The organism is Microcoleus sp. EPA2, from assembly GCA_020882975.1.
Lineage (GTDB): Bacteria > Cyanobacteriota > Cyanobacteriia > Cyanobacteriales > Microcoleaceae > Microcoleus.
Genome location: JAHRFD010000004.1, coordinates 81,930 through 106,493 on the forward strand (window position 1 = coordinate 81,930; position 24,564 = coordinate 106,493).

Consider the following 24,564-nt stretch of genomic DNA (forward strand, 5'->3'; position numbering starts at 1 on the left):
ATTGTTTAGTAAATAATAAAAAATTGTAACAAAGCTCGGCATTCTGCATAAAAACTAAGTTTTGCACCAGATATCTAAATAGAACCACAAATCTAATATCGATCTCGGTGCTTACTGTGAAAACTCAAAACCTAATTACATCAACTGTAACAGCATTGGTAGCAGCAGCGGGCCTCTGTGGGAGTGCGATCGCCGGTACGATTCGGCACGATCGATCCGACGCCCAGTACAGAAACTTTGCCAACCAAAACCAATTTGCCAGCGTCGGCCGTCTCGACATGAGATTTGCTAACAACACGTTCACAGGTTGTTCGGGAACCTTGATCAGTGCCAACTGGGTGCTAACCGCAGCCCACTGTTTAGAAAACGGCCAACAGAGTCTCGCTGGTGCAGGTTTTACCATTGGCGGCCGCAGCTATGCAATCAATTTGGGACTTCAGAACGGAGGATGGGCAAGTAGCAACCGGAACGGGGGTGCAGGCGCTGACATTGCCTTGTACAGACTCAACAGTTCAGTATCGAACATCAATCCGGCAATATTGTACTCAGGTACTAACGAAGATTTGCAAGTTGGCAGTTACGTCGGGTTCGGGAATACAGGTAATGGTTTAACTGGCGCAAATAACAAAAGCTTCGGCATCAAACGAGCTGGTCAGAATACGATCGGGCTAGGAAGTCGATTAGGCTACTCCAACCAGGTACTTGTGTCAGATTTCGACGATCCTCGATCGGTGAATCCTTCAGATCCTCTAACCCGCCCTCTCAATTTAGAATATCAGCTAGCCAAGGGCGACAGTGGTGGAGCACTGTTTATCGGCGGACTTCTGGCTGGGGTCAACTCCTTTATTAGCAGTCTCGATGGCAATACAGATGCTGACTACGGCGACATTTCCGCTACCACTCGCGTGTCCTCCCACAGCAACTGGATTCAGAACGTCATCAGGGGGATGGCTGGAACAGGAATACTCAATAGCTTACCCAGGACTAGCTCAAACTTTGGTCCAACTACTCTCGCCCAGGTGATACTTGATGAATCAGAGACTATCGGCGACTTGTCGCAACCACTGGAAATAGTACAGGATACTTGGGACAACTCCGAACCAGTACCGGAACCGACTACAGTTGTCGGCGGATTGCTTTCCTTGGGCGGTTTGATTTTAGCCCGTCGCCGCCGAAAGTTACCCCAAAAACAAGCTTGAAAATATTAGTAGGTAGACGCGGCTAAACACAAAATGCGCGTTGTGCTTACTGGTTCCTAGGCTCTGCCTGGGAACCCAGATCCAGAGGCTCTGCCTCGCCCAGTAACGAGTAGAAATTAGATATTATTCCACCAGTTGAAACTCTCGAAGCGCCGGCAGAAAGTTTTTGTTCTCGTGGCTCGATCGACTAAGTTTAATTAAAGCGAACCGCTCGATCGCCCCCAAAGCCATCCATTGTTCCCCCGTAATAGTCAAGCCGAGCTCTTGGGCTTTTGCCGTCACAGATTCGGGTATGGTTCCAGCATCCATCCAGGGCGGATGTTCATCGATGGGTAAATCTGTTCCCGATTCACCAGTATGTTGAATCAGTATTTGGTTGAGATATTCTCGGTAAGTCGCAATTTCTGCCGTTGTCACGCAAGGAAGCTCGACGAGTGTTTGGCGTTCTGTTTGAGTAAAATGATTCCAATCTTGCAACTTGAGTTTGATGCCGCAGGTATCTAACTTAAGACGTACTTGCATGGGAATGCAGCGCAGGGCTTCTATAAAGTCGGCTTCAAATTTAAAGAATGTCATGGGTATATAGATTTGCTTACTAGATTTTTTTTTCTTAACCGCAGAGAGCGCAGAGAGCGCAGAGTAAGAGAGTTAATATAGCTGAATTTGAGGTTTCTATCAATAATTGCACAAAATCAAGTCGGGATTTATAATTAAATAATATTACAAACTATTGACATGAACCCTGTAGACTACCTTCGGATTAGTTTGATAGACCGCTGCAATTTCCGCTGTCTCTATTGTATGCCGGAAGGTAGCGAGTTGGACTATGTTTTGCAGCAGCAGTTGTTAAGTCACTCGGAATTGCTAACTTTGCTGCGGGAGGTTTTCATACCTGTGGGATTTACTAAGTTTCGGTTGACTGGTGGGGAACCGCTGTTGCGGCCTGGGGTGGTGGAGTTGGTTGGGGCGATCGCATCTTTGCCGGAAACGCGAGATTTGTCAATGACTACTAATGGCTTTTTGTTGGGGGAAATGGCGGCAGATCTCTACAATGCTGGTTTACGCCGGATTAATATTAGTTTGGATTCGCTGGAATCGGAGACTTTTGATAAGATTATTGGTAGTCGGGGTCGATCGCGCTGGATGCAAGTTTGGGAAGGAATTCAAGCGGCTTATCAAGCAGGATTTGACCCGCTGAAATTGAATGTGGTGGTGATTCCCGGTGTGAATGATGGGGAAATATTGGAGTTGGCTGCATTAACTATTAACCGGAATTGGCACGTTAGATTTATTGAGTTTATGCCGATCGGGAATGGCGATTTATTTGGCGATAAGGGTTGGGTAGCCTCAGCCGATTTGCGGCAACAAATTAGCGACAAATATGGTTTAGCGGAGTCGGGAGTGCGCGGAAATGGGCCGGCGGATGTGTTTCAAATTCCGGGGGCCAAGGGTACTTTGGGATTTATTAGTCAGATGTCGGAGTGTTTTTGCGATCGCTGCAATCGGATGCGTTTGTCTGCTGACGGGTGGCTGCGGCCTTGTCTGCTGAACGAAACGGGGCAAATTGACTTAAAAACCGCTTTGCGGAATGGGGTGTCTACGGTTGAATTGTGCGATCGAGTGCAGCAGATATTGAATATTAAACCGGAGATTAATTTCAAGCAGCGAGATTCGGGAACTACCCAAGGAAATTACAGCCGCACCATGTCTCAAATCGGCGGGTGATATCAATTCCGATTTTAGTATTCCCTCGATATTCTCTCCCCCTCTCTGTAATCTCTGCGTTCTCTGTGGTTAATTATAAATCAGGTATTTAACGAACACCATCTCGATCGCTCTTTTTCAACCCTAGAGCCATAATTTATAGCAGATTCGAGATTAATGAAGGATACGTGCGATCGATCGCCACTAGCCTTTCAGGATAGGACCATGCCCATTGGTGTCAACTTAAGCTGTCAGCCCGCCAAGTCCGTTAGTGGGTTCACGAGTCCGACAGGGGTTGAAACCCCTGTCTAATAGCAAAAGTCCTCGCTATGAGGACTAATGAGTTGAAAATTCTTCTCTTCAGTCCTCTTTGAGAGGACTTTCGCTTTGAGACGGGGGTTGAAACGAACGGCGGACTATCGGTTGTACCTTAAGTTGACACCTATGGGCAGTGCCGTTTTCCTACAAACTTGGAATACGCTATATTTGTTACCTACAGGGATAATACCAATTTTTTGTGAGGCTGCTCCCGAATTTGATCCCCCCTAACCCCCCGCGAGTTCGGGGGGGACAAGAGCGCGTTCAAAGTCCCCCTTATTAAGGGGGATTTAGGGGGATCGGAATATGTGCAACGACCCATTAAATTGGGATAAAACTCAACTCGACCTTAACATAAAATTCCCCAAAACAATAACAATTATGCCAATAGACGACGAAGATTTTCAAACCGAAATCAGCGACGATCGCAAACTGCAACTCTTCACAGACAGACACGAATTTACCCGCCGATTTGCCTCTTATTTAAACGATGACCAGCCCCGCGAACAAATTTTGTATTTTTTCGGGGATGGAGGCAACGGCAAGTCATTGCTCTTAAAACACTTGGAATATCACTGTTGCAAAAGATTTTCGCCACAGGTTTGGCAACAATGGCGCGCACTCCCAGAATCAAGAGCCGCCGAAGTTGCTAATTTTGTCCGCAATGCCGCACCGAAAACCTACACTCCCATCCCCGTAGTCAGACACGATTTCGGATTGATACCGATTAAAGAAGATAAACCCCAAGATAGATTTTACGGCTTGCTAATGTTGCGGCGAAATGTCGCAACAGCCACAAAGAAATATAAATTTAAATTTCCTAATTATGATTTTGCTTGCTTTTGGTATTTGCTGAACAAAGGCGAATCCAACGCAACTCTCGCACAACTTTTCCCCGATGATGTGATGGAATTGTTGACACCTGTAATGGAAACTTTTGCAGAATTTCCGGTGGTGGCGCAAGCTGTGGCGGTGCTGAAAGGGATAGATAAATTGGGCGGGATTAAGCGGGCGATGAAATTAATTCAAAATCGCTTGGGTGTCAGCGACGAAACGGCTGATGAAATTCGGCGGAAAGATATTGATACTGAATTAATCGACAGTTTGCCGAAATTGTTTGCTGGGGATTTGAATGCGGCAATGGCTGGTAGAAATAAACCCGATCGCCTCGTGATGCTGTTCGATACTCACGAGAAAATGTGGGATGAAAAACGCAATTCTCAAGGCGCAACTTTTTGGTATCAAGATGAGTGGTTTCGGCGGTTGCTTAGGGCGCTGGATTACAAATTGGGAATTGTGGTTGCGGTGGCGGGGCGAGAGTGTCCAGTCACACAACTGCGGTGGCCGAATGCGCCGAGGTTTCCGATTCCCGCAGATTATATAGATAAACAATTGGTGTGGCATTTGTCTCCCGCCGATGCGAGGGATTACTTGCACAAAGTGGAGATTGACAAGGTTGATTTGGCTGATGCTGTAATTAAATATGCCAGCGTCAATCCTGATGAGAGTTGGGAGAATTTGCAGATACATCCGTTTTATTTGGGTTTGTGCGCGGATGTGGTGCTGGCAGAAAGAAGGCGGGGAATTGAGTTGCTGTCGTCGGATTTTGCGCGGATTCCGAAGTTGGAAAATAAGACTGCGGAGTTAACGGATCGGTTGCTTTTGTATGTGGATCGGGAAGTGCGATCGGCGGTGCATTCGCTGAGTGCTTGCCGCGCTTTCGATGAGGATTTGTACGTGAAATTGGGAGCTGGTTGCCACTTCCAAGCAAGCAGTGCAAATTTTGAGGTTTTGACTGGTTTTTCCTTTGTGTGGAAATCGGAAAAGCGGGGGGATAATTGGTATCGGATTCATGATTTATTGCGGCGGTTGGATGCGGAAAGGGATAATCCGAAAACTCGCAGAGCTCATAAATTTTTAGAGAGGCATTATTGGGAAGTGGGGGATATGGCCGAGTCAATTTTTCATGCTAATCGCTTGGATTGGGAGCGAGGTGCGAGCCAATGGGAACAGGTGTTTAATGGAGTTTTAAACAAGAGTCGTTATGAGGTATGCAAGTCGCTGCTAGGAGTTAGAGAGGAGTTGTGGATTAAAAGTGATTATTTGCTGGGACTGATTTCACGAGCTGAAGGATTTTACTATTATTTATTAGCTCGATATGCAGAAGCAAAACAAGAGTATTTGGAGGCAGTTGCAGCTTACGATCGCGCACTCATCACAAATCCTGACGATCTCAATACGCTCAACAGCAAAGGGTTTGTGCTGCTAAATCTGGGTAGGTTACAGATAAGTCTAGAAGAATTTGAGGCTGCAAAACAGTCTTTCTCAGATGCGATCGCTACCTGTAATTTAGCTTTACTTATTTCACCGGATTATATTAATCTTTTCAATACCAAAGGGCTAGTGCTGAACTTTCTGGGTGATGTGCAGACAAGGCTAAGAGAATTTGAGGCTGCAAAACAGTCTTACTCAGAGGCGATCGCAGTCTTGAATTCTGCTTTACTTATTGCACCGGATGCGAATTATGTTCTCAACAGCAAAGGGCTTGCGCTGCAAAGTTTGGGTGATGTGCAAGCACGGCTAAGTGAATTTGAGACTGCCAAACAGTATTACTCAGAGGCGATCGCAGTCTTGAATTCTGCTTTACTTATTGTACCGGATGATACCACTCCTCTCAACAACAAAGGGAATGCGCTGCATAGTCTGGGTGATTTGCAAGCACAGCTAAGTGAATTTGAGGCTGCCAAACAATCGTATTCTGAGGCGATCGCTACCTTAAATTATGCTTTACAACTTGCACCAGATGATTCTAGATGCCTCAGAAACAAAGGGAATACGCTGATAGATATGGGTAGTTTACAAGCACAGCTAAGTGAATTTGAGGCGGCAAAACAGTCTTACTCAGAGGCGATAGCTATCTATAATTCTTTTTTACTTATTGCACCGGATTTTATCCCTGCTCTCAATATCAAAGGAAATGCACTCCAAAGTCTGGGTGAATTGCAAGCACAGCTAAGTGAATTTGAGGCTGCCAAACAATCTTACTCAGAGGCGATCTCAGCCTTTAATTCTGTTTTACTTATTACACCGGATCATATCGCTGCTCTCAACAATAAAGGAGGTGTGCTGCTAAGATTGAGTATTTTGCAACTACAATTATCTGAGAAACAAGAAGCACTCAAAAATTGTGAAGAGGCGTTGGAAATGATGAATAGATCTTTAGCCATTGCTCCTAATGATAATTCGGTTTACAATAGGCGCAATTTGCTGAAAAAAATTCTCGATGATTTTGGTGAGGATACTGTCAGCAGTTAGCCCGATCGCAATTAGTAAAGATGCGGCATTCAGGAGGCGGATTTGTCCAGTTAACTTACACCAAAAGTTCACAGGATTTACGCACTCCGACAAAGAAACCGGGTTTTTGCCCGCATCTACGCATCACAACCAAGAATTCTCGAAAAAACCCGGTTTCTGGCCACCCGCACTCCGACAAAGAAACCGGGTTTTTGCCCGCATCTACGCATCACAACCAAGAATTCTCGAAAAAACCCGGTTTCTGGCCCCCATGCGTCAGCCTCAAAGAAACCAGGTTTTTGGCCGCATCTACGCATCACAACGAAGTATTGTCGAAAAAACCCGGTTTCTGGCCCCCATGCGTCAGCCTCAAAGAAACCAGGTTTTTGGCCACATCTACGCATCACAACGAAGTATTGTCGAAAAAACCCGGTTTCTGGCCACCCGCGCGTCAGCCGAAAGCGGGTTTCGCTCAATCAAAGGAGTACCCAAAAATCAAGAACTCATCAGTCCTCTTTCAGAGGACTTTCGCTATGAGACAGGGGTTTTTAACCCCTGGCGGACTATCGGGCTTACCCACAATCTTTCGCATTCAAAAGTCTTTGCATTCACCCACAACACCGCAGGGGAATCAATTCCCCGTCTCATAGCGAAAGTCGGTTGAAACCGACTGGAAAATCTAATTCAATTATCATCAATAAATTATCGAAAAAACCCGGTTTCGGGCGCCCGCGTCAGCCCTCAAAGAAACCGGGTTTTTGGCCAAATCTACGAATCACAACCAAGTATTCTCGAAAAAACCCGGTTTCTGGCCCCATGCGTAAGCCCTAAATTTGCTAAAATAGACTCAGAAAATATCAAAATATAAATATAAACGAATCCCAAATACCGCAAATTCCTTGGCTGCCATTAAGCCGAGAAGCGCACAAACTATCAGTTACCGATAGACTAGCTCTAGTCAACGCGATTGTTGAGTCCATCAGACAGGAACTCAGACCCCGCCAGCCCCTGCTAGATGACTTTGTGGAACCCATGACAGGGCTAGCAAAAACTGATACACCACCCGCAACAGATGCCGAAGTTAAAATTAGATTGCGGCGCGATCGCAAAGGTGCGGCCAAGCGACTCAGAGGGCTAGCAAAAACTGATATGCCACCTCCAACCGATGCCGAAGTTGCACTCATGTTAGAAGAACGTTTGGTGAAGAAATACCTAAAATAAAGGTATTAATAGACACCAACATTATTCTCGATAGTTTGCTAGAACGAGAACCATTTGTAGAGGATGCTGATGCTTTCATCCCCCCTTGGGGGGGCTAGGGGGGGTGGGGATTTAGGGGGATCTAATTTTAGATGCAAGCGAGAGTTATAGTATTACAATCAATTTAAAAAGTTCGATATATCGCCATCTTTTGATGCTAAAATTGAGAACAGTAGCTAAAGGAAAAATGCCATGTCAGAACAAGACATCGCTAAGATAATTACGATCGAACCCGGTAAGCGAGGTGGTAAACCTTGTATTCGAGGTATGAGAATTACGGTTTATGATGTGTTGGAATATCTCGCTTCTGGGATGACTTACCAAGAAATCCTAGATGATTTTCCTTATCTCACGCAACAGGATATTTTAGCTTGCTTGAGTTTCGCAGCTAAACGAGAGCAGTTTATGTTAATTGTTGGGTGATGAAACTACTGTTGTTTGACCAAAATCTCTCTCCTCGTCTCATCAATCTCCTTGCTGATATTTATCCAGATTCCGCTCATGTTGATGCAATTGGATTACCTACCGCACCCGATCGCGAAGTTTGGGATTATGCTCGTCAGAATGACTATATTGTCGTTACCAAGGATGCGGATTTTAGCGAATTAAGTCTATTGTTGGGGTTTCCTCCCAAGGTAATTTGGATACGGCGCGGAAATTGCTCGACGCGGGATATCGAGGGGCTACTAAGAGAGAACTATGATGCGATCGCAGCTTTAAGTGATAATCCTAATAGCGGTATTATCAGTTTGTTTTAATAAAAACGTTTAAATAAACCGGGTTTTTGGCCGAATCTACGCATCACAACCAAGAATTCAAGGGGAAAACCCGGTTTCTGGCCACCCATGCGTCAGTCAAATAAATAGACGAAGAGATCCCCCCTAACCCCCCTTAAGAAGGGGGGGACAAGAGTATTCAGAGTCTCGCTTCACAAGGGAGGGTAAAAAAGAGCATTCAAAGTCCCCCTTCTTAAGGGGGATTTAGGGGGATCTAAACTTAGATACAAGCGCGATTTATCAAGCTTTGCGTCTTCGCGGTTGGTTCAAATAATTAAAAAGCGCTGTTAATTCGGTGTGAGCAAAATTAGCTGTTTTGATAAGATCGATCGCACTTCATTCAATCCCATCTCCACATCCACCAAAATCTCCCCCACTGTCTTCCCACCAATTTGTAGGGGCGGTGCCCCCGTGCCCGCCCTGTCTGGGGGGGGTGAACAAGCTTGCAGAAACTCAAATTCAGCACTTGACAAATTGACCAATTGGTAGTTGCAATCAAACACTTGTTGACTAGGCCAACCGTGGATACAACTACTCAACTCTGGAATTGCCGCCAAAAGCGCCTTATCGTCCGACCAATCAATCTTATGAATCGGCTTTTTCCCCAAGAAAAACTCGTAATGACTTATTTCCGTATCCAACAATTCAATTAATCTATAAAGCTCTCGTTCTGTCAAACCCTGAGCTCTTTCTATCAATTCCGGTGCTTTTGCCAAAAGTCTTTCTAACTGCCAATATCCGGGATTTGAGAAACCGATAAATTCCAATCCCGAAGCGTCAATTAACTCAAATAATGTCTCGATGTTGTAGTCAATTTCCTGCGGGTGAACGTACATATCAGCAAAACATTCGTCTCGCAGATTTTCTCCCGCCCAACGCTGTTTTTCGTACTTGACAAGACGGTTGTTTTCTGGTAAGGAGGCAAAGATTTCACGACCGACTTTCACACCATCGGGATAGTCGCCTTTTTTGTTGCCTTGGAGAAGCGCGATCGCCCTTTGCATTAATTGAATTTCCCAGCGTCCGAGCTCAGCATACACAAAAATGTGCATCAAACCACCCGCCGCCAACTTCGCCGCCAGCGCTTGAATGCCGCGAATCGGATCGGGCAAATGGTGGAGCACGCCGACGCAGTTGATCAAATCAAACTCGCCTTCTAACTCGGCGGCATCATAAATGCTGAGGTGGCGGAAATCTGCTTCTCGCGCACCCGTTAGCGAAGCCCTCGAAGAGGATCGCCTACAGCGTTCTTGTGCTACTTTCAAGGCACCGGAACTAAGGTCGATCGCCGTTACCGACGCTTCAGGATTGAGGTGAATCAGATAATCGGTACTAGAACCGGTGCCGCACCCAGCATCTAAAATCCGAATATCGAGTTTTGGCGGCTTTTGGCCGTTGCAAAAATTGTAAGCATCCGGCCAACTCCAGCGCCAGTTGTACCCAGGGGGGGGTTCATCGGACAAAGGATCGGGCGGAAAAGGGAATGTATCGTAAAGCCGACGCACGGCTGCACTGATATCAGGCGAAGTTTCCATAATGTGAGGGAATTTTTTTATTTAAAGTAAAGTATAGTCATTCACGGAGACTAGGGAGCGTTGGCTTAGTCAACCGGGCTGGGGGGTAACTTCTTCCTTCTTGTTTGTAATAAAACTTATCATTTTTTCTCATATAGACCCTATTAAATTTATACAATAAGTTTCGGCAGGCTTTTTAACAAATTAGGGTTGATGAACCCCAAAACATTTTAATCTGAGAAAGTAAGTAGGCCGGCACCTTAAGCTAGGGAAAGGCAAAATTAGTCTGAGCAAACGCTGTAACGATTTAGATAGGGAGCGAAGGAGTCTAATGACTGTAAAAGCAAGTGGCGGAAGTTCAGTTGCGCGTCCGCAACTATATCAAACTGTACCGGTCGCAACAATTTCGCAAGCAGAACAGCAAGACCGCTTTTTACAGCGGGGTGAACTCAGCGAATTGGCGAGTTATTTCAGTTCTGGGGCGCTACGGATCGATATTTCCGCAATTCTGACCAAAAACTCGGAATTGATTGTATCCCGTGCAGCCAACCGGATTTTTACCGGGGGTTCCCCGCTGGCTTTCTTGGAAAGACCCGCAGAACCTGTGATGGCTATGGCTGGGGCGACTCGTGGCGGTGCTGCAACGGTCTCTGAAGGCATGAAACTGGGAACTGTTACCTACGTTGAAGGTCGCGCTGGTGGCAGCAATGGCCGTGGCGGTGGATTCTTGGGACTGGGAAATCTGTTTTCTGGTAACGGTGGCTACAGCGGCCCAATTCCTCCAGGATTTCAGCCGATTAATGTCTCGCGCTATGGCCCTGGGAACATGACTAAATCCCTGCGGGATTTGAGCTGGTTTCTGCGTTATATCACCTACGCGATCGTCGCAGGCGACCCGAATATCATTTCGGTGAACGTCCGCGGATTGCGGGAAATTATCGAAAATGCTTGCTCGTCGGCGGCGACAATTGTGGCAATGCAGGAAATGAAGTCAGCTTCTTTGAGCTATTTCCAAAAGGATAGCGAAGCTGCTACGATCGTCGGACAATATTTTGACGTCGCTATTACTGAATTTAAAGCCCCTACGCCTTCAGATAAGGTGCGGCAGCGCGAAAGCAAGGACCAGCAAGGGCTGCAACTGCCTCAAATTTACTTCAACGCAGCGGAACGTCGGGCGAAGTTCGTCATGAAGACCGGTCTGTCGTCGGCAGAAAAGATTGAGGTGATTAAAGCAGCTTACCGCCAAGTTTTTGAGCGGGACATCAGCCGCGCCTACAGCCAAAGCATTTCTGACTTGGAATCTAAGGTCAAAAATGGCGAAATCTCGATGAAAGAGTTTATTCGCCGCCTTGGTAAGTCTCCTCTTTATCGTCAGCAATTTTTCGAGCCCTTTGTCAACAGCCGTGCTGTAGAGTTGGCCGCACGTCACTTCCTCGGCCGGGGTTTGAGCTCGCGGGAGGAATTTAGCAAGTATTTTGCGATCGTCAGTAAAGGCGGTTTGGCAGCCCTGGTAGATGCCATGGTCTATTCTCAGGAATATTCTGACTACTTTGGTGAAGAAACTGTCCCTTACCTGCGAGGCTTGGGCCAAGAAGCTCAGGAATGTCGCAACTGGGGCCCACAAATTGATTTGTTCAATTTCAGTGCTCCTTTCCGCAAGGTGCCTCAGTTCATCACCTTGTTCGCTGGCTACACTCAGCCTCTCCCAGACCAGCACGTTTATGGTGTGGGTAATGACCCCCTGGAAATTCAGTTCGGTGCGATTTTCCCGAAAGAAACTCGCAATCCTAAGAACCGTCCAGCTCCTTTTGGTAAAGACACTCGTCGTATCCTGATTCATCAAGGTGCGGGGATTGATAATCAATTGAGCAACCCAGGTGCTCGTGGTAAGGCTCCTGGTTCTCTTGGACCCAAGGTGTTTAAATTAGACCAGTTACCAAGCAATTATGTAGCTTCTAAGAAAACTGCTCGCGGTGTCTCTAGCAGCTACAGCAATGCTTCCAGTGTCAAATTTACGGAAAGTTCCACTCAAGCGGTGATTCGGGCTGCTTACCTGCAAGTGTTTGGTCGCGATGTGTTCGATGGCCAGCGCCAAAAGGTGGCGGAGATTAAGCTGGAAAATGGCGAGATCACGATGCGTGAGTTTATTCGGATGTTGGCTAAGTCCGATGTGTTCCGCAATATGTACTGGAGCAAGTTTTACGTTTGTAAGGCGATCGAGTATATTCACCGCCGACTCCTGGGCCGCCCTACCTATGGTCGTCAGGAAATGAATGCTTACTTTGATCTTTGTTCTAAGAAGGGCTTCTACGCCTTGGTCGATAAAATTATCGACAGTCTAGAGTACAACGAAGCTTTTGGCGAAGATACAGTGCCCTATGAGCGCTATTTGACTCCGGCTGGGTTGTCCATGCGGACGATGCGATCGAGTTCCTTTGGTGAGAAAAAGGTCAATGTTGAGCCGACAACAGAAACTCCTCGGTTTATCGAATTGGGCACTGCGCTCGATCGCGGTGATACTGAGTTGCAAAATCGGATTGCTCAAGGTGTTAGCAAGCGTCGGGAACAAACTAAGGTGTTCAAGCTGACGACTACTTCGGACAAGGTGGCTTTGAAAACATTAATCCAAGCTGCTTACCGTCAAGTTTTTGAACGCGATTTGAATCCCTACGTTGTGAAGAATGAATTCACGGCGCTGGAAAGCAAACTGGGCAACAATGAAATTAATCTCAAGGAGTTCATTGAAGGTTTAGGTTGTTCGTCACTTTACGTGAAACAGTTCTATGCACCTTATCCAAATACTAAGGTGATTGAGTTGGGTACTAAGCACTTCTTGGGCCGTGCTCCTCTGAATCAAGCAGAGATTCGGACTTATAACCAAATCTTGGCAAGTAAAGGGATTAAGGGCTTCATCAACGCGATGTTGAACACTGTTGAATATGCTGAGGCTTTTGGTGAGGATGTTGTTCCTTACCGTCGCTTCCCGACTCTACCGGCTGCTAATTTCCCCAATACTGAAAGACTGTACAATCAGTTGACTAAGCAGAATGGTGAGATTGTGGTTCCGAGTTTTGAGCCAGCGGCTGCTACGGACAGAAGCTAGATTGATTTGAGATGGGAGATGTTAAATTAGCTTGAATTTAACATCTCAAATTAGGGGCTGGGCTGGTGTATTTACCAGCCCTTTTTGATTGCTTATATCGTTTCTGGTTGTATTGGAATTATTAAACCACAGAGGACACAGAGGACACAGAGAAAGAGAAGAGAGAAATCATTATTCCGATGTTAACGGATTTGGTATGATTCCCCTAGCTCAAAGCAGCAGAACTAATCTCCAAATCCCCTAGCCTTTAAGTGTTTTTCCCAACTAAAATTGGAACTCAGAAAAAATCTTTTAGTATGTAAGTATCCTAACCGATACAGTTTAGCTTTGCGATCGCCATCCAGATTAAAGTGAGTCGCCGTCACCTCAGCTTCAGTCACGTCAATATTAATTACCCTACCTTTATCCATCTCTCGTTGGTGATACCTGTCTCTGGCTTTCATCATGGTGGTGAACATCGCCGACAACATTGACACGGGACTTTTAATATTAACTTGATTCTCAATACCAGTATCAATCAATCGAAACCCAAAGGTAAACCAGCGGGGTGGTATGGGAGTTGCACCGGATTGTTTGTCATAAATCCACAGCGGGAAATTACTCAAAATTCCTCCGTCTACAATGATGTCATCCCCTAGCTTTCCTGGTTCAAAAAATAGCGGAATACTCATGGACAAGCGCACGGCTTCAGCTACGCTAAAATCATCAGCACTTTCGAGTCGTAACTGTTCGTACAAAGCATCAGCATCCGCTGATTCTCTCCGCTGTAAATCGTCGGGAATTACCAACATTTCACCGCGAGTGAGGTTGGATATTACTACTTTTAGTTCTCGGTCTTTTACGAGTTGTTTGACATCGGCAAAAGTTCGTAAATCACCTTTGGCTAGGGTGGATTCCAGCCACTGTCGGAAAGGCAAGGAGGAGTATTCTCCCATCTGACGACTAATTGTTAGGAAAAGTAAGGTCCATACTGGAGATTGCAAGTCGTCTGCTGGGTCGCCATTTAAAATTAGAGGGCTGTTTTTTTGACTGAGAAATATGTTATAATCAAGCTGTCCTAGTAATTCTTCTAAGTCATCAATTGATAAGTCTGTGGCCAAAACTGCTGCGGTAATTGCACCGGCAGATGTGCCGGCTAATTTGCGCCAACGGATTCCCAAATCGTTGCAGCATCTGAGGGCTCCTAAAAAGGCAATTCCTCGCACGCCACCACCTTCAAAAATGCCGTCGGCATAGATTTGACCTTGGTCGTCGGGAGGCGGAAATTTGCTGAGAATTTTTTGTTTTTCGGCGGGGGAAATCCTGACACCTGGTTCTTGAAGAATTTGCTGGGGATACCATTTGTTCATGGGAAATACCTCGGATTGATGTTAAATGTGAGTTTTGAGATTGACATTTATTATTGATTTTGGTCAGACTTCATGGCTTCTTTGATTTGTTCTTGAATTTGCGATCGCACTTGTTCGTAAGCTACGGAGGCGCACCAAGGGCGCAGAGACAAAATAGTGGAATTGGGAGTAATCTCAGCCACCAAACAAGTAGCGGGTGGATTGTCCAAAACTAGGGGATGAGATTGGACAATTTCTAATAACTCGGTTACAGTTGGACGGATGGGGCGATCGCCAATATCAATCTTCAAGTCCACCCGCCTGGTCCCCATTGCCGTGGTATTTTTCAGGGTACCATCAAATAACTTATTGTTGGGTACAATTATTTTGACATGATCGTCTGTCACTAAGGTGGTGGAAAAAATGCCGATCGCATCTACAACTCCTTTAACATCCCCACCTTCGATGGTGTCTCCCACTTCAAAAGGACGTAAACTAATCAACATCACCCCAGCAGCAAAGTGTGATAAAGTATTTTGCCAAGCCAAACCAATCGCCAAACCAGCAGCACCCACCACAGCAACTACACTGGTAGTTTGAATTCCCAACTGACTCAAAGTGGTGATGACTCCGATTACTAAAATCGCAATTTCAGCAGCTTGGACTAAAAATTTTCGTAACGTGGCTTCAGTGCGACTCAGGGCTCGGCGAGTCACGCGCCCCGCAATCCCGATCGCAAACCGCGTCATTAACAAAATGCCAATAGCCCACAGCAGTTTAGGCACAATGTCAAACCCCAATTCTATGAACTTTTTGGAAAGTTCTTGGGCGACTTGCATGGCTTGAATTCTTTCTGTATCTAGTTGGGAATACAAGGTTTGGGCTATTATTTGAAATTTTAAAATACTCATATTAATTTGTTATTTTTTGTTTGTTATTCGTTGTTGGTTATTGGTTATATTGTTGACGGTTGCATCGGAATGATTTAACCTTACTAGAACACAGAGAACACAGAGAGAGCGGAGAGAAATGAATAATTCCAATGAATACAGGAATTGATATTATTTGTTGTTTTGTAGTTTATTCTAATAACCAATAACCAACAACAAATAACCAATAACTAACAACAAATAATTATGATACTGCTACGCGCGGCAATCTGTGTTTAAAACCGCAGAGAATTTCCCAGGAAATGGTTCCTAAAATCCCAGCCCAATCATCAGCGCTAATTTCATTTCCTCCATCTTTACCCAACAAAGTCACCACTTCACCTACTTCGAGATCGGGAATAGAACTCACATCCAGCATTAATTGATCCATAGTCACTGCCCCCACTTGTGGCACAAAACTACCCCGGATTAACACCTTCATTTTATTAGAAAGATTGCGGGGAATGCCATCGGCATAACCGATGCCAACTACCGCAATTTGCGTCTGTTGCTGAGCTACAAATTGATGGCCATAGCTGACTCCTGTTCCGACTGCTATTGTTTTCACCTGTGTCACCCTAGCTTTTACCTGCATGACTGGCTTTAATTTAGCAACACTTTGTAAATGAGGTGCTGGATAAAAACCGTAATTAGCTAAGCCAACTCGGACTAAATCGTAATGCAAGTTTGGGTTAGCCAGGGTAGCAGCCGAGTTTGCTAAGTGCAGGCGATCGGGATTAATTCCTGCTATCTTAAGTTGGGCGATCGCCCGTTCAAAATTCTCCTGTTGTTCTAGCATAATAGTTGGGTCTGGACTATCTGCTGTCGCCAAGTGAGAGTAAACACTCGCCAATTTTAAATGAGGTAAACTCTGGATTAACTGCAAAAATTCTGTAGCCTCTTGCCAAGGTGTACCTAAGCGAGACATTCCTGTATCTAACTTAGCATGAACTGGTACAGATTGATGGAGAGTAGCCAGAACTTCCGAAAATATGAGAGCTTGTTTGACAGTACAAATAGTCGGCTGCAAGTGCCAATGGGCGATCGCTTTTACTTGTTCGGTAGTATAAGTGGCCCCCAGCACCAAAATCGGCGCTGTAATCCCCGCTTCTCGCAATTCAATTCCCTCTGGAATTGTCGCCACTCCCAGCCAACTAGCACCGGCTTGCAAAACTGTTTGACTAACTGCGATCGCACCGTGTCCATAAGCATCAGCTTTCACCACAGCCATCAGTTGCGATCGGGGAGATAAAATATTTTTAAGCTGTTTTACATTGTGACTTAAAGCTGCTAAATCAATTTCTACCCAAGCCCGCTGGCAAAGTCCACCGTAACCATCGGAAAGTAAATTCGGCGGACATTCTTTAGGCAATGCTTCTGCCGATGTTTGTTCCCTATTCAACATGATTAATCACTCCCACTTGCTCGCACTATTAAAAATTTTTCTCAATTCCGTAGGCGATACCTCTCCCATAAATATTGTATAACAGACCCCCTTCGACTACGTGACGGTTAAGAGCTCAGCTTTGCCAAAGGCTAGTCGAAGGGTAGAAGGGGCCAACATCCCTAGCCTGTTCTTAAGAGACTTATCGGGAGATGCCTATTATAAACTTTTCCAGTTTATCATTTCGATCGATGTTAATTGGTGTATCATATCACCAAAACCACTGAGTCAAAACTATGGACGGACTAGCCTACCTGCACTTAGCAGAAACCTGGGAAACCCCACCCAGCAAAACTCCAGGAAAAAACTCAACAACGCACCTAAATTTACCCTCTACTCCTTTACTATGCTTGCTCCTGGCTTTAAGCATGATTAACTATTTAGTAAATCCCGCACTAGCCATCAAAAAAGGAGATTCAGGCCCGGAAGTTACCCAACTCCAGAAAACTCTCCAAGATGCCGGATATTTTCGTAGCAAACCCACAGGATTTTACGGTTCTGTAACTCAAGCCGCGGTGAAAAAGTTCCAAGCAGAAAACAATCTCAAAGTTGATGGAATTGTCGGCCCAAAAACCTTGGCTGCACTGAAAGTTAAGCCCGAAGCTACAGCCCCAGAATCGGCGGTGCAAAAAACACCAAATCCAGATCGCCCACAACCCGAATTTATCGCCCCAAAAAATCAAGACGAATTACAATCGCCTACCAAACAGCAGTCCGAAAAAAACACCACTAAACCACAAGATTTTTCCTCACCTACAGCCCCGGAAAATTCCAACCAATTAGAAGATTCTAACTCCAATAATTCACCCAAAAGACCGACATTTTCTAATCCATTTTTACCCCCATTTATGGTGGAAACTCCCCCACCGCAAGTAGCACCCAAAAAGCTGATTCGTCCCCGTCCCAAAAGCCAGGGAAAAATGACCTTGAAAAAAACGATTTACGGTAGCATATCCCCGAAATCAATTGTTTATTCAGGTGCTGGTCTGTTTTTTGCTCAAAACATGATGTACAGCCACACAATCACAGTGTACGATCGCAACTTTAAATTAGTCAAGACCATTCCCGATCGCGTAAATTTATCAAAGTTCGGTTTTTCCAAATTCAAGGGTAATTATCAAGGCGCTCCTGTGGAAGCTGCTTTTTCCAATGATGGCAAATATGCCTATATATCAAACTATCAAATGTACGGTGCTGGCTTTGACAATCCCGGTAGTGACAGATGTTCTCCCGCCGCCAAACATGACCAAAGTTTCATGTACCGCATCAATACCCAAACTCTCAAAATAGAAAAAGTAATTTCTGTAGGTGCTGTACCGAAATTCAATGCTGTTTCCCCAGATAATCGGTTGGTGCTAGCGAGTAATTGGTGTAGTTGGGATTTAAGCGTAGTTGACACTCAGCAAAACCGCGAAATTGAGCGGGTAAAATTGGGTGCTTATCCTCGCGGTATTGTGGTAACTCCTGACTCGAAAACCGCCTATGTTGCTGTCATGGGTTCCGCCGATATTGCCAAGGTTAATCTCAGAGATTTTTCAGTAAGTTGGTTACGAAATGTTGGTAGTTCACCCCGTCATTTGGTAATAGACCCCAAGGGTAAGTATCTTTATACTACCTTGAATGGTGAAGGAAATGTCGCAAAAATTAGCCTGAATTCTGGTGAAGTTGTTGACAAGGTTTCGAGTGGTAGTCAGCCTCGCAGCATGACAATTTCTGATGACGGCAAACTGATTTACGTAGTTAACTATTCTTCTAATACTGTCAGCAAGATTAGCACCGGAGATATGAAAGTTTTGCAAACAGTGAAAGTAAATTCAAGTCCCATCGGCATTACCTACGATCCGCAAACTAATCAGGTTTGGGTGGCTTGTTATTCTGGTAGTATCATGGTTTTTCAAGATTGAACTCAAATCCTATCTTCATTCTAGGTAATAAAAAACAAACCGATGAATTTTAGGGTGGGCTAGGCTAGAAGCTTACCCCACCCTAAAATTTAGTTCAACACCTTGGAACGCCGCACAACATACAAAGAAGATTTAGCTGGTACTTTCCCTTTTTTTGCCATAGCTTGGTAAAGCATGACCGCTACTTCTGCGCGAGTTGCTGTTGTATTTGGCCTCAAAAGTTGGCGCTTCGGATAGTTGACAATAAGGCCAGCTTCTGTAGCGGCTGCTACTTGGTTAACAGCCCATTTAGGTATCTTTTGTTTGTCGGTATAAAACTGTAAAGTTTTGGTCGTTGTCTTTGATGGTTTCAGATTCAAGCCGCTAGCCAGAGATGCGATTACTTCCACACGGGGAACTGGTTTGTCAGGACGAAACTCCTGGTTTGGGTATCCTTTTAAGTATCCTGTTTTGACGCTGTAGTCGATGAAAGGAGCGGCCGGATCGCCGGATTTGATATCTTTAAAATCAACTGCTTTGCGACGCGGTTCTTGATCGGACATTTGCTTAATTAATCGCGCTAGTTCCGCTCGCGTTATTGGTTCGTCGGGACGAAATTTGTTGTCTGTGACATCTGAAAAAATTTGCCGATCGACTAATGCTAAAATAAATGGACGGGCCCAATGCTTATCTGGAACATCGGATAATTTGACCGGAGCAATTTTTCCTTGAGCAGGTTTAGGTTTGGTAATTATCGGAGCCGGAGTCGAGGGCACAATTGGCTGTTCGGGAACAACGCTAGCTGGAGGGACAATCACAGGAATTGGCACCACAACTTGCGGTAATGGTGCGAGGGAAGTTCCTGGAGAGGGGGAGGGAATTACTCTGGCTGGGGGGGATGGCAGATCCGAACTAGACGGCGGGGGCGTTAAGATTGTGGGGCGATCGGACACAGCAGCAGGTTGAGAGAATACCGCTGGAAATTGCCAATTGGTAACACCGAATTGACTGGGTTTTTTCCCTATTACCCAAAATAAAATTCCACCCATAGTCCCGAAGGCGACTAGGATCGCAATTAATTCATCCAATCCGAGAGGTCTTTTTTCCCTTGATGGAGGTTGTGAAGAAGACATAATTATCACCTACATATCTATAGATATCGTCTCTGTCTAAGTCATGGTAAACTACGATGGACCAAAATCTAAAATCTCACATTTCTATAGATATGCTAAGCTACGATCCCAATCTAAAATCTAAAATCTAAACTCTATCTAAAATCTCCAATAAAACTATGGCTACCTGGCTTTGCGTAAAACAGTGCGGTGCTTGTTGTTACCTCGACCCCACAGAGCGCCCTGACTTAGACGAGTATTTATCAGAGGAAGAATTAGGACTATACTTGAGCCTCGTAGGTGATGACGGTTGGTGTGTCAACTTTGACAAAGAAACGCGAGAGTGCGGAATTTATGCCGATCGCCCGCGCTTTTGTCGTGTAGACTCAGAGGTGTTTGAGGATATGTACGGTATTGAGCCTGCTGAGTTGAACGATTTTGCGATCGACTGCTGCTTAGAGCATATTGAAGACCTTTATGGCGATCGATCTTTAGAGATGATCCGCTTCCAGCAACAAGTCGGAAGTATCGCCCATCCTCAAAACTGATAGTGTAATCCCATCAATTAATCATCTATTTCGCCACCTTCAGCTATAGCTGTAACCAAAAGCATTCAATGGATAGCTGCCCCCTCGTCTGGTTACAATAAAAAAATCAAGGAAATATCGCCTAGTTGAGTTGAAAAATGAGCAATCGAGACGGTTTTACAGGCGGATTTATTGCAGGTGCCGCAGTTGGTGGCTTGGTGGGTGCTGTTTTGGGGGCGGTGCTATCGAGACGCGCTGCTGAGGCATTCCTGGCAGACTCCTCGGAGTCAAAGTCCATCAAGGGAAGCAAGGGCAAAAGCAGCCAAATGGAAGCCCAACGCATGGAAGTAGCAAGGCTGAGTTTAGAAGATAAAATTTCCCAACTCAATCAAGCAATCGATGATGTGCGACTCGAAATCCGTGATGTGAATGGCAACGCACAGCACACCAGCCAAAGTTCTTTAGCTGAAGATTCCTGAATCAATTTCAGGTTGCTTAGCCTAACCCAAAGCAATTGCTTATCAGCCCCCGGATCGATCCGTGGGGTCAATTCTGCAATCCTCAATCTAGAATCCAACAGCGAAAATCGCTTCATATCCATTCCGGTTGTATCGGAATGATTTAACCACGAAGGCGCGAAGGACGCGAAGGAAGAGAAGAGAGAGTTTAATAATTCCGATGCTAACGGATTTGGTATCACTGTGGCAATTATGCTAAACTAAAACTCAAAGCTTTTCTAAACTTTACTCAACATCAAGCAAAATTTATGAGTTATTCAATAGGGCTTTTGGCAACCACCCTGTCATCATTTCTGCAAATCTATTTCGTTCTCATGATTATTCGGGTGCTGTTAAGCTGGTTTCCCAACATCAATTGGTATGACCCTCCTTTTTCGATTTTGAGTCAGTTAACAGACCCTTACCTTAATTTATTTCGCTCAATTATCCCTCCCCTAGGAGGTATTGACTTTTCTCCCCTGATTGCCTTTTTTGTCCTTCAGTTCGGCTCGGAATTCTTGATCGGTCTTTTAAGCAACTTGCAAACAGCACTTTAGCTAATTAAGTCCCTATCAAAAATCACAGAATAATTATAAACCCGACTTTTTTCAGAAGTCGGGTTTAGAGTTTTTAGCGACGCACAACACCAGTAAAACCAGTAGCTTTAAACTGCTTGAGCTTCAAAGGAGTTGGTTGATTTGCCGCCACGGAGATTCTAAGCTGAAAATCGCTAACTCCGGGAGGAACTTCTTCGATGGACCCCAAACGAGTGCGATTCTGCATCACCGGGTTGTCATCGGCATCATAAATCCGGCCGAAAATATCAGCATTAACAACAGGTTTACCGCTGGTATTTTCAGCTTTACCAGTAATTAAAAAACAGTTAGCTTCCATGGAACTGCCGCTGGTGACGGTTCCTTCTGCCATTTCTGCCGGACATTCGCGATAGGAAAGATCCGATAGTTTAATTTGTGTCAGCGCCCAAGCTGGTGGAGTGAATGCTAAACTAAAAATTCCGATCAGGCAAGTAGCGAAAAACAGGCTGATAGCTCTAAATTTCATAGGTGGCAGCGCCAGAATATTTTAAATCTCAGCTTAGCGCGAATTCCGTAGCAAATTGCTAGTCAATCTAAGCCCAAATGCTTTCGCAAGGCTAGGCGCATGACTTCTACGGGGACTGATTCTGTCTCCAGCCAAATTTTTAAGGCGGCGGCTCCTTGTTGAACTAACATGGGTAGCCCGTCAATGACTTGGGCTCCGCGAAGTTGGGCATCTTTGAGAAATTGAGTAGGGCTGGGGTTGTAAATTAAATCATAGGCGATCGCACCTGGGGAAATTTGGTCGATCGCAGCTAACGGCACCGGCGACTTTTCTCCGTGGGGATACATCCCCACCGGAGTCGTGTTGACTAGCAAATCGGCCTGAGAAATTAACCTTGACAAATTATCCCAAGTATGCACTTGCAAAGATTTGACAGGTATGGGAGAATCAACCCAACTCTGCTGAAATTCCGACAAATTTTGCCGATCGCGGCCCACAACATGAATCTGGGCACAGCCCAATTGAGCACAGCCGGCCACCACCGCTCTCGCCGCGCCCCCATTTCCCAAAATTACGGCTACTTTCTGACTCCAATCGGACTCCCCCCTAGCCGCTCCTGGGTAAGGGGAGTCAGAGGATTCGGCAGTCCTATTGCCACTTTCTAAGGCAGATTTCACCTCTGTAGCCCCCCCTGGGTAAGGCAGGGCTATTTCATTCTCTTGTAGGGGCGGTGCCCCCGTGCCCGCCCCAATCTCTGAAACACATACAAAATCGTGGAGGAAGAGGGTAGGCGCGGGGGCACTACCCCTAGAAAACCATGATTTGTCTGAGAATGAAACCGCCCCCCCTTGGTAAGGGGGGGTTGGGGGGGGTTGCAACGGGGCGAGAAAGCCTTCCACATCAGTATTTGTACCGCACCAACCTTTGTCAGTTCGGTATACGGTATTGACAGCACCGATCGCACGAGCAATGGGAGAAACCTCGGACAATAGGGGTAAGATTGCTTGTTTGTGGGGAATGGTGATGCTAAATCCCCGCAACCCGATCGCCTCAAAGCCTAAAAGAGCAGCTTTTAGATCCTCTGGTTTTACCGGAAATGCGAGGTACACAAAATCGACTCCCAGATGGGAAATCGCAGCATTGTGCATCACCGGTGACAGAGAATGGGCGATCGGATCGCCAATCACTCCCAACAATTTAGTAGTACCTTTAATCATTTTTTGAGTTGACGGTTGACTGTGAGCTATTAGCTGTCAACCATCAACTCTCAAGCATCAACCGTCAACTGTCAACTCTTTGGCGTCAGCCAAAATTGGGTTGACATCAAACCAATAATCCTCACCATAACGGTACTCAAATACCCACAGGCTGCGCAACAAAATTTGATATTTTGTTTCTCCGCTGACTGTTTTGGCTGAGGATACTTGCTTCAACAGTTCCCACTCATCAGGCTCGATCGCCAAAGTGAGTTGATGACGCCGCTGAACGATTACCTTTTCCAAGGTTTCCCTAGACAGCGGTGGATCTTCTCTCTGGAGACAACCATAAAGTAGTTGCAGCAAATTACGGACGTGTCCGCCACTAACTCGACAGAGGCGATCGAGGGTTTCGGGAGAATCAAAAATCTTGCCAATCAAAGCATAGCGTTCGTTTTCCTGCACCATTGGGAAAGCGCGAGCCAACACCATCTGGCGCAACAATTCTACACCCTCTGTACATTCAGAACCATCGCGACTATGTACCGGGACCATTGGTAACACCTTGGGATCGACCCCAAATCGATTGGTCAACTGACCCAAATCGTTAGAAAATATCAACACCAAAGGAATGGTATAAACTACGTGACAATTGAGTCTGGCCAACTGTTCGCCGCGATCGACAAACAGATATTCCGGCTGAAGTCGTCCTGTGGGCTTAGCGCACAAATGTATGCGATCGAGATTATCAATAATCACCACCAGACCTCGTTTTCCCCGACTTTTGAGTGCTTGAATAGCTGGTTCTAGCAACTCCTTATTCAGAGCCTCCAAAATCACATTAGTTCGAGGTTCCAAATATTGCCTCAACTCCGATCGCAAATTCGGAGAATCCTTAGCTTTTGCGGTAATTTTTCCAATACCAAAAGCCAAAGAAAATTCTCCCTCCGTGCTGGCACTTATTTCCCCCACACCCGGAAAATTTGCGTCAGCTTTCAGATCGATTTGAGTTTGAAAAACATCTGCCACCCCCTTCAGCAAAGCCTTAAAACCTGTCGGTTGCAGCTTAATTTTTAGTTTCTCAATACTTTCGCTCACCTGACGAGCCACGCTCAATAAAATGTCAGTTATATCCACATCTGCCATATCCAAGTCCTTGCTAGACTCAAAGTAGACTACGTGAAATCCCTGATGTTCCAATTCCGATTGCAGCCGTAACAATTCTGTAGATTTACCACAGCCAATGTGTCCAGTGAATAGTTGGCAAGTCGGTTCGTCAGGGGAGAGACGGCTGATAGTCCGCTCCAATTGTTCTACGATAGTGCCACCCCTAACCGAAGAGAATTCGATGTAATATTTTTTGTCTTCTGAATTTCCTACTGCGAGGGTGTAGCTGGGATTGCAAACCTTATAAAATCTCTGTAAATCTAGTTCCATAC

General features: G+C 45.5%; 21 protein-coding genes. 12 read left to right on the forward strand and 9 right to left on the reverse strand.

Features of this window, described 5'->3' with window-relative positions; genetic code table 11:
• The first annotated feature begins 116 nt into the window (after nucleotides 1–116).
• Nucleotides 117–1,199: a S1 family peptidase gene (locus AAFP14_RS06130; protein ID WP_341731407.1), complete on the forward strand. Its 1,083-nt coding sequence runs from the start codon at nucleotides 117–119 to the stop codon at nucleotides 1,197–1,199.
• A gap of 123 nt (nucleotides 1,200–1,322) precedes the next feature.
• Here the strand turns inward: AAFP14_RS06130 and AAFP14_RS06135 are convergent, their stop codons facing one another.
• Complete coding sequence (locus tag AAFP14_RS06135) at nucleotides 1,323–1,775, reverse strand: nitrate reductase associated protein (protein WP_341731408.1); 453 nt, start codon at nucleotides 1,773–1,775, stop codon at nucleotides 1,323–1,325.
• A gap of 159 nt (nucleotides 1,776–1,934) precedes the next feature.
• Here AAFP14_RS06135 and moaA point away from each other — a divergent pair, with 159 nt between their 5' ends.
• The 6 genes from moaA (at nucleotide 1,935) to AAFP14_RS06165 (ending at nucleotide 8,533) form a co-directional block, all read left to right on the forward strand.
• Nucleotides 1,935–2,924: a GTP 3',8-cyclase MoaA gene (moaA, locus tag AAFP14_RS06140; protein ID WP_341731409.1), complete on the forward strand. Its 990-nt coding sequence runs from the start codon at nucleotides 1,935–1,937 to the stop codon at nucleotides 2,922–2,924.
• A 678-nt stretch (nucleotides 2,925–3,602) separates the two neighbouring features.
• Nucleotides 3,603–6,536 (forward strand): tetratricopeptide repeat protein, encoded by a 2,934-nt coding sequence (locus AAFP14_RS06145; RefSeq protein ID WP_341731410.1) that lies wholly within the window; start codon nucleotides 3,603–3,605, stop codon nucleotides 6,534–6,536.
• A complete protein-coding gene (locus AAFP14_RS06150; protein ID WP_341731411.1) occupies nucleotides 6,514–7,179 on the forward strand; it encodes a hypothetical protein in 666 nt (221 codons plus the stop codon). The genes AAFP14_RS06145 and AAFP14_RS06150 overlap by 23 nt, the downstream gene beginning before the upstream one ends.
• A gap of 368 nt (nucleotides 7,180–7,547) precedes the next feature.
• Complete coding sequence (locus AAFP14_RS06155; protein ID WP_472851028.1) at nucleotides 7,548–7,736, forward strand: hypothetical protein; 189 nt, start codon at nucleotides 7,548–7,550, stop codon at nucleotides 7,734–7,736.
• A 231-nt stretch (nucleotides 7,737–7,967) separates the two neighbouring features.
• Nucleotides 7,968–8,198, forward strand: coding sequence for a DUF433 domain-containing protein (locus tag AAFP14_RS06160; RefSeq protein WP_341731413.1), 231 nt, complete (start codon nucleotides 7,968–7,970; stop codon nucleotides 8,196–8,198).
• A complete protein-coding gene (locus AAFP14_RS06165; RefSeq protein ID WP_341731414.1) occupies nucleotides 8,198–8,533 on the forward strand; it encodes a DUF5615 family PIN-like protein in 336 nt (111 codons plus the stop codon). The genes AAFP14_RS06160 and AAFP14_RS06165 overlap by 1 nt, the downstream gene beginning before the upstream one ends.
• A 305-nt stretch (nucleotides 8,534–8,838) precedes the next feature.
• Here AAFP14_RS06165 and AAFP14_RS06170 read toward each other — a convergent pair whose 3' ends face one another.
• On the reverse strand, nucleotides 8,839–10,086 hold the full coding sequence (locus AAFP14_RS06170) for a class I SAM-dependent methyltransferase (RefSeq protein ID WP_341731415.1): 1,248 nt from the start codon (nucleotides 10,084–10,086) through the stop codon (nucleotides 8,839–8,841).
• Between the two features lie 310 nt (nucleotides 10,087–10,396).
• Here AAFP14_RS06170 and AAFP14_RS06175 point away from each other — a divergent pair, with 310 nt between their 5' ends.
• Nucleotides 10,397–13,168, forward strand: a complete 2,772-nt coding sequence (locus AAFP14_RS06175; RefSeq protein WP_341731416.1) for a phycobilisome rod-core linker polypeptide — start codon at nucleotides 10,397–10,399, stop codon at nucleotides 13,166–13,168.
• A 224-nt stretch (nucleotides 13,169–13,392) separates the two neighbouring features.
• Here AAFP14_RS06175 and AAFP14_RS06180 read toward each other — a convergent pair whose 3' ends face one another.
• The 3 genes from AAFP14_RS06180 to alr all read right to left on the reverse strand — a co-directional run bounded on the left by AAFP14_RS06180 (nucleotide 13,393) and on the right by alr (nucleotide 16,830).
• On the reverse strand, nucleotides 13,393–14,517 hold the full coding sequence (locus AAFP14_RS06180) for a patatin-like phospholipase family protein (protein WP_341731417.1): 1,125 nt from the start codon (nucleotides 14,515–14,517) through the stop codon (nucleotides 13,393–13,395).
• A gap of 50 nt (nucleotides 14,518–14,567) precedes the next feature.
• Entirely contained in the window at nucleotides 14,568–15,407 is an 840-nt protein-coding gene (locus AAFP14_RS06185; protein WP_341731418.1) for a mechanosensitive ion channel family protein, read from the reverse strand.
• Between the two features lie 223 nt (nucleotides 15,408–15,630).
• The gene (alr, locus tag AAFP14_RS06190; protein WP_341731419.1) at nucleotides 15,631–16,830 is read right to left on the reverse strand and encodes an alanine racemase; all 1,200 of its coding nucleotides are present in this window, start codon (nucleotides 16,828–16,830) and stop codon (nucleotides 15,631–15,633) included.
• 275 nt (nucleotides 16,831–17,105) lie between these two features.
• Between alr and AAFP14_RS06195 the strand changes: the two genes are divergently transcribed.
• A complete protein-coding gene (locus AAFP14_RS06195) occupies nucleotides 17,106–18,773 on the forward strand; it encodes a peptidoglycan-binding protein (protein WP_341731420.1) in 1,668 nt (555 codons plus the stop codon).
• A gap of 89 nt (nucleotides 18,774–18,862) precedes the next feature.
• On the opposite strand, the gene AAFP14_RS06200 is transcribed toward AAFP14_RS06195, so the two are convergent.
• Entirely contained in the window at nucleotides 18,863–19,885 is a 1,023-nt protein-coding gene (locus AAFP14_RS06200) for an S-layer homology domain-containing protein (protein ID WP_341731421.1), read from the reverse strand.
• 158 nt (nucleotides 19,886–20,043) lie between these two features.
• On the opposite strand from AAFP14_RS06200, the gene AAFP14_RS06205 reads away from it, so the two are divergent.
• The 3 genes from AAFP14_RS06205 (at nucleotide 20,044) to AAFP14_RS06215 (ending at nucleotide 21,445) form a co-directional block, all read left to right on the forward strand.
• Nucleotides 20,044–20,412 (forward strand): YkgJ family cysteine cluster protein, encoded by a 369-nt coding sequence (locus AAFP14_RS06205; RefSeq protein WP_341731422.1) that lies wholly within the window; start codon nucleotides 20,044–20,046, stop codon nucleotides 20,410–20,412.
• Nucleotides 20,413–20,549: 137 nt separating this feature from the next.
• Nucleotides 20,550–20,870 carry a ssl2009 family thylakoid membrane protein gene (locus tag AAFP14_RS06210; protein WP_341731423.1) on the forward strand — a complete coding sequence of 107 codons (321 nt, stop codon included), beginning with the start codon at nucleotides 20,550–20,552 and terminating at the stop codon, nucleotides 20,868–20,870.
• 287 nt (nucleotides 20,871–21,157) lie between these two features.
• Nucleotides 21,158–21,445: a YggT family protein gene (locus AAFP14_RS06215; protein WP_340524505.1), complete on the forward strand. Its 288-nt coding sequence runs from the start codon at nucleotides 21,158–21,160 to the stop codon at nucleotides 21,443–21,445.
• A 73-nt stretch (nucleotides 21,446–21,518) separates the two neighbouring features.
• On the opposite strand, the gene AAFP14_RS06220 is transcribed toward AAFP14_RS06215, so the two are convergent.
• The 3 genes from AAFP14_RS06220 to AAFP14_RS06230 form a co-directional block, all read right to left on the reverse strand.
• The gene (locus tag AAFP14_RS06220; protein ID WP_341731424.1) at nucleotides 21,519–21,950 is read right to left on the reverse strand and encodes a hypothetical protein; all 432 of its coding nucleotides are present in this window, start codon (nucleotides 21,948–21,950) and stop codon (nucleotides 21,519–21,521) included.
• A gap of 62 nt (nucleotides 21,951–22,012) precedes the next feature.
• Nucleotides 22,013–23,146, reverse strand: coding sequence for a shikimate dehydrogenase (locus tag AAFP14_RS06225; protein WP_341731425.1), 1,134 nt, complete (start codon nucleotides 23,144–23,146; stop codon nucleotides 22,013–22,015).
• Nucleotides 23,147–23,203: 57 nt separating this feature from the next.
• Nucleotides 23,204–24,562 carry a P-loop NTPase fold protein gene (locus AAFP14_RS06230; protein ID WP_341731553.1) on the reverse strand — a complete coding sequence of 453 codons (1,359 nt, stop codon included), beginning with the start codon at nucleotides 24,560–24,562 and terminating at the stop codon, nucleotides 23,204–23,206.
• Between the last annotated feature and the right edge of the window lie 2 nt (nucleotides 24,563–24,564).